8 protein-coding genes are annotated in these 7,863 nt (G+C 65.7%); 7 read left to right on the top strand and 1 reads right to left on the bottom strand.

Annotation, left to right across the window (positions count from 1 at the left end; translation table 11 throughout):
- From HY852_RS24600 to HY852_RS24590, 3 genes are all read left to right on the top strand, one after another.
- Positions 1–1,011: serine protease (locus HY852_RS24600; protein ID WP_291607504.1), on the top strand; the 1,011-nt coding region annotated here is incomplete at its 5' end.
- Positions 1,012–1,025: 14 nt separating this feature from the next.
- Positions 1,026–1,541: a hypothetical protein gene (locus HY852_RS24595; protein WP_291607503.1), complete on the top strand. Its 516-nt coding sequence runs from the start codon at positions 1,026–1,028 to the stop codon at positions 1,539–1,541.
- Between the two features lie 236 nt (positions 1,542–1,777).
- Entirely contained in the window at positions 1,778–2,503 is a 726-nt protein-coding gene (locus tag HY852_RS24590) for a ParA family protein (protein WP_291607501.1), read from the top strand.
- Positions 2,504–2,516: 13 nt separating this feature from the next.
- Here HY852_RS24590 and mutM read toward each other — a convergent pair whose 3' ends face one another.
- Positions 2,517–3,422: a bifunctional DNA-formamidopyrimidine glycosylase/DNA-(apurinic or apyrimidinic site) lyase gene (gene mutM, locus HY852_RS24585; RefSeq protein WP_291607499.1), complete on the bottom strand. Its 906-nt coding sequence runs from the start codon at positions 3,420–3,422 to the stop codon at positions 2,517–2,519.
- Between the two features lie 82 nt (positions 3,423–3,504).
- Here mutM and ubiE point away from each other — a divergent pair, with 82 nt between their 5' ends.
- Genes ubiE through dut form a run of 4 tightly spaced genes read left to right on the top strand, consistent with a single transcriptional unit; the run spans position 3,505 to position 7,786 of the window.
- The gene (ubiE, locus tag HY852_RS24580) at positions 3,505–4,266 is read left to right on the top strand and encodes a bifunctional demethylmenaquinone methyltransferase/2-methoxy-6-polyprenyl-1,4-benzoquinol methylase UbiE (protein WP_291607497.1); all 762 of its coding nucleotides are present in this window, start codon (positions 3,505–3,507) and stop codon (positions 4,264–4,266) included.
- The gene (ubiB, locus tag HY852_RS24575; RefSeq protein ID WP_291607496.1) at positions 4,263–5,837 is read left to right on the top strand and encodes a 2-polyprenylphenol 6-hydroxylase; all 1,575 of its coding nucleotides are present in this window, start codon (positions 4,263–4,265) and stop codon (positions 5,835–5,837) included. Before ubiE ends, ubiB begins: the two co-directional genes overlap by 4 nt.
- 51 nt (positions 5,838–5,888) lie before the next feature.
- Positions 5,889–7,331: a bifunctional phosphopantothenoylcysteine decarboxylase/phosphopantothenate--cysteine ligase CoaBC gene (coaBC, locus tag HY852_RS24570; protein WP_291607494.1), complete on the top strand. Its 1,443-nt coding sequence runs from the start codon at positions 5,889–5,891 to the stop codon at positions 7,329–7,331.
- Entirely contained in the window at positions 7,328–7,786 is a 459-nt protein-coding gene (gene dut, locus HY852_RS24565) for a dUTP diphosphatase (protein ID WP_291607493.1), read from the top strand. The genes coaBC and dut overlap by 4 nt, the downstream gene beginning before the upstream one ends.
- Positions 7,787–7,863: the final 77 nt, after the last annotated feature.

Here is a 7,863-nt window from a genome sequence, read left to right as displayed (position 1 = left end):
CGACAGGAAAGTGTCGGCTGGAAGATCGTCACTGAACCCGTAACCGGCGCGCGGCTCGGAATTCCCGGCAAGCTCGTACCGCAACAATCGAGCGAGGCCAGCGGCACCAAATGGACGTCGCCGACCGGAACCGTCCAGGTCCTTCTGACACGGCGCAAGGAAGCGAACCCGACCACGGCGAGACTGGCCGACCAGCAGAAGAAGGAGCCGCCCGGACGACAGGTCGACTACACCGCGGTGAAGCCCGACTTCTTCGTGCTGTCGGGGCTGCAGGGGCTGAGGAAGTTCTATGTGCGCGGCACGTTGAAGGGCGACGAAGTCCGGATCATGACCATCCTCTACGACCAGGCTATGGAAAATGCGGTCGAGCCTGTGGTCATCGCGATGTCGAGCGCCTTCAATGCGTTTCCGTCGGGCGTGCAGGCTGGCGGCCCGGCGCCGCGCAAGACCGTCGAATACGGCACCGGCATCGTGGTGAGCGAGGACGGCGCGATCATCACGGATCGCCAGGTCGCGGACGGCTGCATCGCCATTGCGATTGGCGGTTACGGCAATGCCGACCGTGTGGCCGAGGACAAGGACCACGACCTGGCACTGCTGCGCCTCTACGGCGCGCGCGGTCTGAAGCCGCTCAACCTCGCCGGCGGCGCGCCGAAGAGCAGCCTCGACATTATCGGCATTGCCGACCCGCAGAGCCAGGGCGGCGCTTCGGCCGTCACTACGGTCAAGGCCACGACGGCACCTTCCGGGAACGAGCTTGCCCTGTCGCCGCCGCCAGGCATCGGATTCTCCGGCGCACCCGCGATCGACAGCGACGGCAGATTTGCAGGTATCGCCCTGTTGAAGCCGACGATCGTGGCGGGTCCGGCCAATGCCGCATCGGCCGCGCAGGCCGTCATTGTCACGCCCGACATCGTTCGCGACTTCCTGAAGTCGCAGGGGATTAACCCCAACGGCGCCGCGGCGGATGCAAAGAGCGCGGTGCTGCGCGTGATCTGCGTCCGCAAATAGCACTTGATGTGCGCATGAAACGCCTTTCGACCATCATCATCGCCGCGCTCGCCACGGTCGCGGGGTGCAGCACGTCCGCCCCGGCGCAATCTCCAGCCCTGCCGACGTCGGCGGTCGAGGAAGTGATGGTCAAGACGTCACTGCTGACGCTCAACGATGCCAACCTGACCGGCAACTACGACGTCATGTTTGCCAAGATGGCCAAGCCGTTCCGCGACAGCTACAGCGCCGATACGCTGAAACAGGCCTTCAAGAGCTTTGCCGGGCACCACATCGATGCCATCGCCGCCATGCCGATCATTTCCACCAGCGCGCCGGTAGTCGACGGCAGAGGTGCTTTGCTGCTGCGCGGCCGTTTCGACACCACGCCGTCACGGCTTACTTACGAGCTCGACTTTTCGGTTTCGGAAGGCGAATGGAAGCTCGTCGCCATCGACGTGAAGGTGCGGTCGCTGGCGACCAGCGCCAGCGCCGTCGACCTCGTGGCGCATGCGGCAGCCGATCTCGCCCACGCCGAGGGACGCCACTGACCGGCATGGCTGAACGCGCGGCGCCGCAAGCGAATCGATACCCGGCAAAATTGTTACAGTACTCGTACGGATTCGCCGGCATCCCATATTTCGACATAATTCATTTCTGATTCGGACTACCGCGATCCTCTCTGGATCGGGCTGGGCACGTCCTGAGCGAGAATCGCTCAGCATCTGTACGATGCACGTTCGCGTGGCGTAGCGCAGACCCAGGATAATCCAGAGGATCTACCTCCATGCACACGATCGTACTGACCACCCAAAAGGGTGGTAGCGGCAAGAGCACGCTGGCTGTCGGCCTCGCGCTGGCGGCAAAGGAAACTGGACATGTCGTCCGCATCATCGAGACCGACCCGCAGGGCACGCTGTCGAACTGGCAGGGCCGCCGCGGCAACGGCGAGCAACTCGTCGAAAGCGCCTACCATGCCGGCGAGGTCGAGCGGCGCCTGAGGGCACTGATGGAGAGCGGCGTATCGCTCGTCGTGGTCGATACCGCCGGCGGTCTCACCGCCCCGATGACGGCCGCGATTCGCCATGCCGACCTGTGCCTGATCCCTGCGCGTCCGAGCGTGCCCGACATCGAGGCCACCGCCGCCACGCTCAGCATCGTGAGAGCCTGGAGGCGGCCGTTCGCATTCGTGCTGAACCAGACGCCGATCCGCGGTCAGCGCATCGACAAGGCGGCGAACGCACTCTGCGAGGAAGCCGCGCTGGACCTTGCGGACGTGCTGGCGCGTCCCCTGATCGCCATGCGCAATGACCATCAGGACGCGCTGGCGGCCGGGCTTGCGGTGAGCGAGTACGCACCTAACGGCAAATCAGCCGAGGAGATTCGCGCTCTCTGGCAGTGGGTCGAGGAAAGGCTCAGCCTGTCGTCCGCGTCCGAAGCACTTGCTGCTGCGCCCGAGATCATGCCGGCGCTGGCCGCGCTCGCACCCAAGCAGATCGCGCGGATGTCCTGAGCCGCTTGGCCGCTCACTTTTGGCACTTCGGACACCAGAAGGTGGACCGGCCGTTCTGGGTAAAGCGCTGCACGGTCCCGCCACAGCCGGGGCTGCGGCATTTCTCGCCCTCACGGTCATAGACCTGAAACGAGTGCTGGAAATAGCCGAGCTCGCCCGTGGTCTGGCGGTGATCGCGCAGTGACGACCCGCCGGCCTTGATCGCCTCGTTCAGAACGGCGTGGATCGCCGCGACGAGGCGCCTGGCGTGATCGGTCGGTTCGCCTCCGGCAACGCCCTTGCGTTGTCCGGCTTTGGTCGAGAGCGTCGCCGCCAATCTCCGGGGCGACAGACGCGCGCGATAAAGCGCCTCGCAGACATAGATGTTGCCGAGCCCCGCCACCACGCGCTGATCGAGCAGCGCCGCCTTGAGGCTGGTCTTCTTGCCCGCGCAGGCCCGCGCCAGCATCACCGCATCGAACTCGTTGCCGAGTGGCTCTGGGCCAAGGCCGCGCAACAGCGGCTCCTGGTCCAGCGCCTTGCGCGCGACGATTTTCATCAGCCCGAAGCGGCGCGGATCGTTGAACACGACGTCAGCGCCCGAGGACAGGTGAAGCACCACATGGTCGTGGGCGTCGTCCTTGCCACGCGGATGATGGAAATGGCCGGGGGTCTTGGCATGATCCGCTTTGACGACGCGAAACGAGCCCGACATGCCCAGATGCATCAGCAGCACGTCGCCCGAGGCGAGGTCCGCGAGCAGGTACTTGGCGCGACGACCGAGCCCGGTGACCGTCTGCCCCTGCAAGCGCGACGCAAAATCCCGTTGAAAGGGGACGCGCAGGTCCGCCCTGCGCACCTCCGCCTTGATGATCCTGGCTCCTTCCATCACCGGCTGAAGGCCGCGGCGGACGGTCTCGACTTCGGGCAATTCGGGCATAGGCCGGCATTCACCTTTTGAAGGTGACGTGATAGCGCCATCGCGGCGGGCGCGCTATGGTCGCGCCGGCGGAGTTAAGTTGATGGATCGACCGGGCGAAACCACGCATTTCGGCTTCAGGGACGTGCCCCTGGGCGACAAGCAGACGCTGGTGAACGACGTATTTCACAGCGTGGCGTCGCGCTATGACCTGATGAACGACCTGATGTCGGGCGGCCTGCACCGCGTCTGGAAGGACATCATGGTCACCACGCTCAACCCGCCCAAAGGCCAGCGGCCGTTCGCGCTGCTCGATGTCGCCGGCGGCACCGGCGATATTTCCTTCCGCGCCGCCAGGGCGGCCGGTCCGGGCTTTCGTGCCACCGTCTGCGACATCAATCCGGACATGCTGGCGGTGGGACGCCAGCGCGCGCAGGCGCAGCATCTGGACGATCGCGTCTCCTTCGTCGAAGGCAACGCGGAAGAGCTCGCCTTTCCCGACCGCAGCTTCGATGCCTATACGATCGCTTTCGGCATCCGCAACGTGCCGCGGATCGACGCGGCCTTGCGCGAGGCCTTCCGCGTGCTGAGACCGGGCGGCAGATTCCTGTGCCTGGAGTTCTCCACGGTCGAAATGCCCGGCCTCGATCGCCTCTATGAGCTGTTTTCCTTCAAGGTCATTCCGCCGCTCGGCCGCATGGTGACGGGCGATGCGGAGTCTTATCAGTATCTCGTCGAATCGATTCGCAAGTTTCCGAGGCCTGGCGCCTTTGCGGAGATGATCGGCACGGCCGGCTTCTCCCGCGTCAACTGGCAGATCATGTCCGGCGGCATCGTGGCGTTGCATTCGGGCTGGCGTTTGTGATCTCCGCCCTCACCCACATTGCGCGTCTTGCCCGCGCCGCCTTCGTGTTCGCGCGCGAAGGCGTGTTCGGCGGCGTCGACCCGTCTCTGGTGCCGCCCCCGGGGCAGCTCGCGCTGCGAATGGCGCGGCTGATCGAACGGCGCGGCGTCAAGTACGGGCCGCGGCTGTCGCGCGCGCTGACGAGGATGGGACCGGCCTATCTCAAGCTCGGCCAGTTCCTGGCGACGCGGCCCGACGTCGTCGGGGTCCACATGGCCCGCGACCTGGAAAGCCTGCAAGACCGCCTGCCACCCTTCCCGCAGGATGAAGCCGAAGCTGCCATCGCAACCTCGCTGGAGCGGCCGCTGCGCGAGGTGTTTGCAAGCTTCGGCCCGGCGGTGGCGGCGGCCTCGATCGCGCAGGTTCATCGCGGCGAGGTCTTGCGCGACGGCGAGCGGCATCCGGTGGCGGTCAAGGTGCTGCGGCCCAATGTCGCCGCGCGCTTCAGGCGCGACCTCTCCGATTTCTTTTTCGTCGCGCACCAGGCCGAGACCTATTCGGCCGAGGCGCGCCGCTTGCGGCTGGTCGAGGTCATCAACACCATGTCGCGCTCGGTCGCGATGGAAATGGACCTCCGGCTCGAGGCCGCCGCGCTGTCGGAATTGGCGGAGAACACCCGCGACGATCCGGATTTTCGCGTGCCCGCGGTCGATTGGGACCGCACCACGCATAACGTGCTGACGCTGGAGTGGATCGACGGCATCGCGTTGAGCGACCATACCCGGCTTCAGCAGGCGAAGGTCGATTTGCCGGATCTCGGCCGCAAGATCATTCAGAGCTTCCTGCGCCATGCGCTGCGCGACGGCTTCTTCCACGCCGACATGCATCCCGGAAACCTCTTCCTCGACGGGGCCGGACGGCTGGTGGCGGTCGATTTCGGCATCATGGGCCGGCTCGGGGTGAAGGAGCGGCGCTTCCTCGCCGAGATTCTGCTGGGCTTCATCACCCGCAATTACCGTCGCGTGGCGGAGGTGCATTTCGAGGCGGGCTACGTGCCTTCGCATCACTCGGTCGAGAATTTCGCGCAGGCCATTCGCGCCATCGGCGAGCCGATCCACAACCGGACCGCCGAAGAAATCTCGATGGCGAAGCTCTTGACCTTGCTGCTCGAGGTTACCGGCCTGTTCGACATGCGCACCCGTCCTGAGTTGATTTTGCTGCAGAAGACCATGGTGGTGGTCGAGGGCGTGGCGCGCGGCTTCGATCCCAGGCTCGACATCTGGAAGACCGCCGAACCCGTGGTGCGCGAATGGATCGAGCGCAATCTCGGCCCCGTCGGCCGCATCCAGGGCGCGGCGGCTGGCGCCGGCGATCTCGCCCGCGTCCTCGTCAACCTGCCCGAGATCGCGGCCCGTTCCGTCGCGGTGCTGGAGCAGCTCGAGACCATGACGCGGGAGGGCATCAGGCTGGCGCCGGAGACGATCGCCGCCATGGGCCGGACCGAAGGCCGCAAGAATCGCTGGCGCACTGTGGCGCTCTGGATCATCGCCGGGACGTTCATCGGGATTCTGGTCGCCGTCCAAAATTTGTGATTGCAATGCAATCACTCCATGCTAGCATTGCTGGCAAATGGACGAGGCCTCATGGCAAGCCTAACCATCCGCAAGCTCGACGAAGCTATCAAGCTCGACCTGCGACAACGTGCCGCCAGGAGCGGCCGCTCGGTCGAGGAAGAGGTCCGGGTGATCCTGCGGGAGACGCTCCAGGGCCCGGAGGAGGCCGCTGTCGCGCCCCCTGTATCCCCAGGCGCTGTCGTCCCGTCACCAGGCCCGCAACGCACCCGCGCGCCTGGCGAACTCCGTGTGACGCTCATTATCGGCGGGGGCATCGCCGCCTACAAATCACTTGACCTGATCCGCCGGCTCAAGGAACGACGCATCCGCGTCCGCTGCGTCCTGACCAGGGCGGCGCAGCATTTCATCACGCCCTTGTCGGCGAGCGCGCTGTCCCATGAGCGTGTCTACACCGATCTGTTCGACCCGCAGAGCGAGTTCGACGCCGGCCATATTCGGCTGGCGCGCGACTGCGAACTGATCGTGGTGGCGCCCGCGACCGCCGACCTGATGGCCAAGATGGCCAATGGTCTTGCCGATGACCTCGCGAGCGCCATCCTGCTCGCCACGAACCGCAAGATCCTGCTCGCGCCGGCGATGAATCCCCTGATGTGGAGCAACGCGGCGACGCAGCGCAATGTCGGCCAGCTAGGGCGCGACGGCGTCGTCATGGTCGGGCCCAACGCCGGCGAGATGGCGGAAGCAAACGAGGCCGGGGTCGGCCGAATGGCGGAGCCGGTCGAAATAGCGGATGCGGTTGAACGCCTGCTGCGGCCGCCGCAGCCGCGGCCGCTTGCCGGCAAACGCGTGCTGATTACGGCCGGCCCGACCCACGAGCCGATCGACCCGGTCCGCTACATCGCTAACCGCTCGTCGGGCAAGCAGGGTTTTGCCATCGCCGCCGTGGCACAGGCGGCCGGCGCCGAGGTGATCCTGGTCGCCGGTCCCGTCGACCTCGACGATCCCCCCGGCGTATCGGTCAGGCACGTCGAGTCGGCGCGCCAGATGCTGCAGGAAGTGGAAGGCGCGCTGCCGGCGGACATTGCCATTTTTGCCGCCGCGGTGGCCGACTGGCGCGTCGCCAATGAAGGCGCTCAGAAGCTGAAGAAGACCTCGGCCGGCATGCCGCCGCTGCAACTGGTGGAAAATCCCGACATTCTCGCCACCGTCTCGAAGCTGAGGGACAAGCGACCGCCGCTCGTGATTGGCTTTGCCGCCGAGACCGAGCACCTGATCGACAATGCCAGGGCCAAGCTGAAGAAGAAGGGCTGCGACTGGATCGTCGCCAATGACGTTTCGCCTGCTACCGGCGTGATGGGCGGCGACCGCAACACCGTGCATCTGCTGACGCGCACGGACGGCGACATCGCCGTCGACTCCTGGCCTGTCATGACAAAGGAAGAAGTGGCCAAGGAACTCATCGCGCATGTTGTGAAGGCCGTTGCGGACAGGACCCTGGAGCTGGCGCCATGAGCACGCGTATCACCGTCGAGTTTCAGTTCCTGCCGCATGGCGAAGGCCTGCCGCTGCCCGCTTACCAGACTGCCGAGGCTGCGGGTCTCGACCTCCTCGCCGCAGTTCCCGAAGTTGCGCCGCTGACACTTGCGCCGGGCAGACATGCAATGGTGCCGACCGGCCTCAGCATTGCGCTGCCGCCCGGATATGAGGCCCAGGTACGGCCGCGCTCGGGACTGGCGGCCAAGCACTGCGTCACCGTCCTGAACTCGCCGGGGACCATCGATGCCGACTATCGCGGTGAGATCGGTGTGATCCTCATAAACCATGGGGATCAGCCCTTCACGATTCGGCGCGGCGAGCGCATCGCGCAAATGGTGATCGCGCCCGTGGTGCAGGCCATTCTTGTTCCCGCCGTCTCGCTTTCCACAACCGATCGCGGCTCCGGCGGCTTCGGTTCGACCGGACGCTAACTCGCCTGAAAATCCGATCGTTTTTCGCGAAAGCTGAACCGGCGAAGTTAACGCGCCGGCATTTTTGTGTGCCTGCT

The sequence above is a fragment of the Bradyrhizobium sp. genome (assembly GCF_016213215.1).
Classification (GTDB): domain Bacteria; phylum Pseudomonadota; class Alphaproteobacteria; order Rhizobiales; family Xanthobacteraceae; genus Bradyrhizobium.
This window is presented reverse-complemented; position numbering and strand designations above follow the sequence as displayed.

Bases quoted from the DNA above. Each gene is read 5' to 3' on its own strand.
- mutM (WP_291607499.1), bottom strand. From the start codon at position 3,422: ATGCCCGAATTGCCCGAAGTCGAGACCGTCCGCCGCGGCCTTCAGCCG.
- coaBC (WP_291607494.1), top strand. From the start codon at position 5,889: ATGGCAAGCCTAACCATCCGCAAGCTCGACGAAGCTATCAAGCTCGAC.
- HY852_RS24595 (WP_291607503.1), top strand. From the start codon at position 1,026: ATGAAACGCCTTTCGACCATCATCATCGCCGCGCTCGCCACGGTCGCG.
- dut (WP_291607493.1), top strand. From the start codon at position 7,328: ATGAGCACGCGTATCACCGTCGAGTTTCAGTTCCTGCCGCATGGCGAA.
- HY852_RS24590 (WP_291607501.1), top strand. From the start codon at position 1,778: ATGCACACGATCGTACTGACCACCCAAAAGGGTGGTAGCGGCAAGAGC.
- ubiE (WP_291607497.1), top strand. From the start codon at position 3,505: ATGGATCGACCGGGCGAAACCACGCATTTCGGCTTCAGGGACGTGCCC.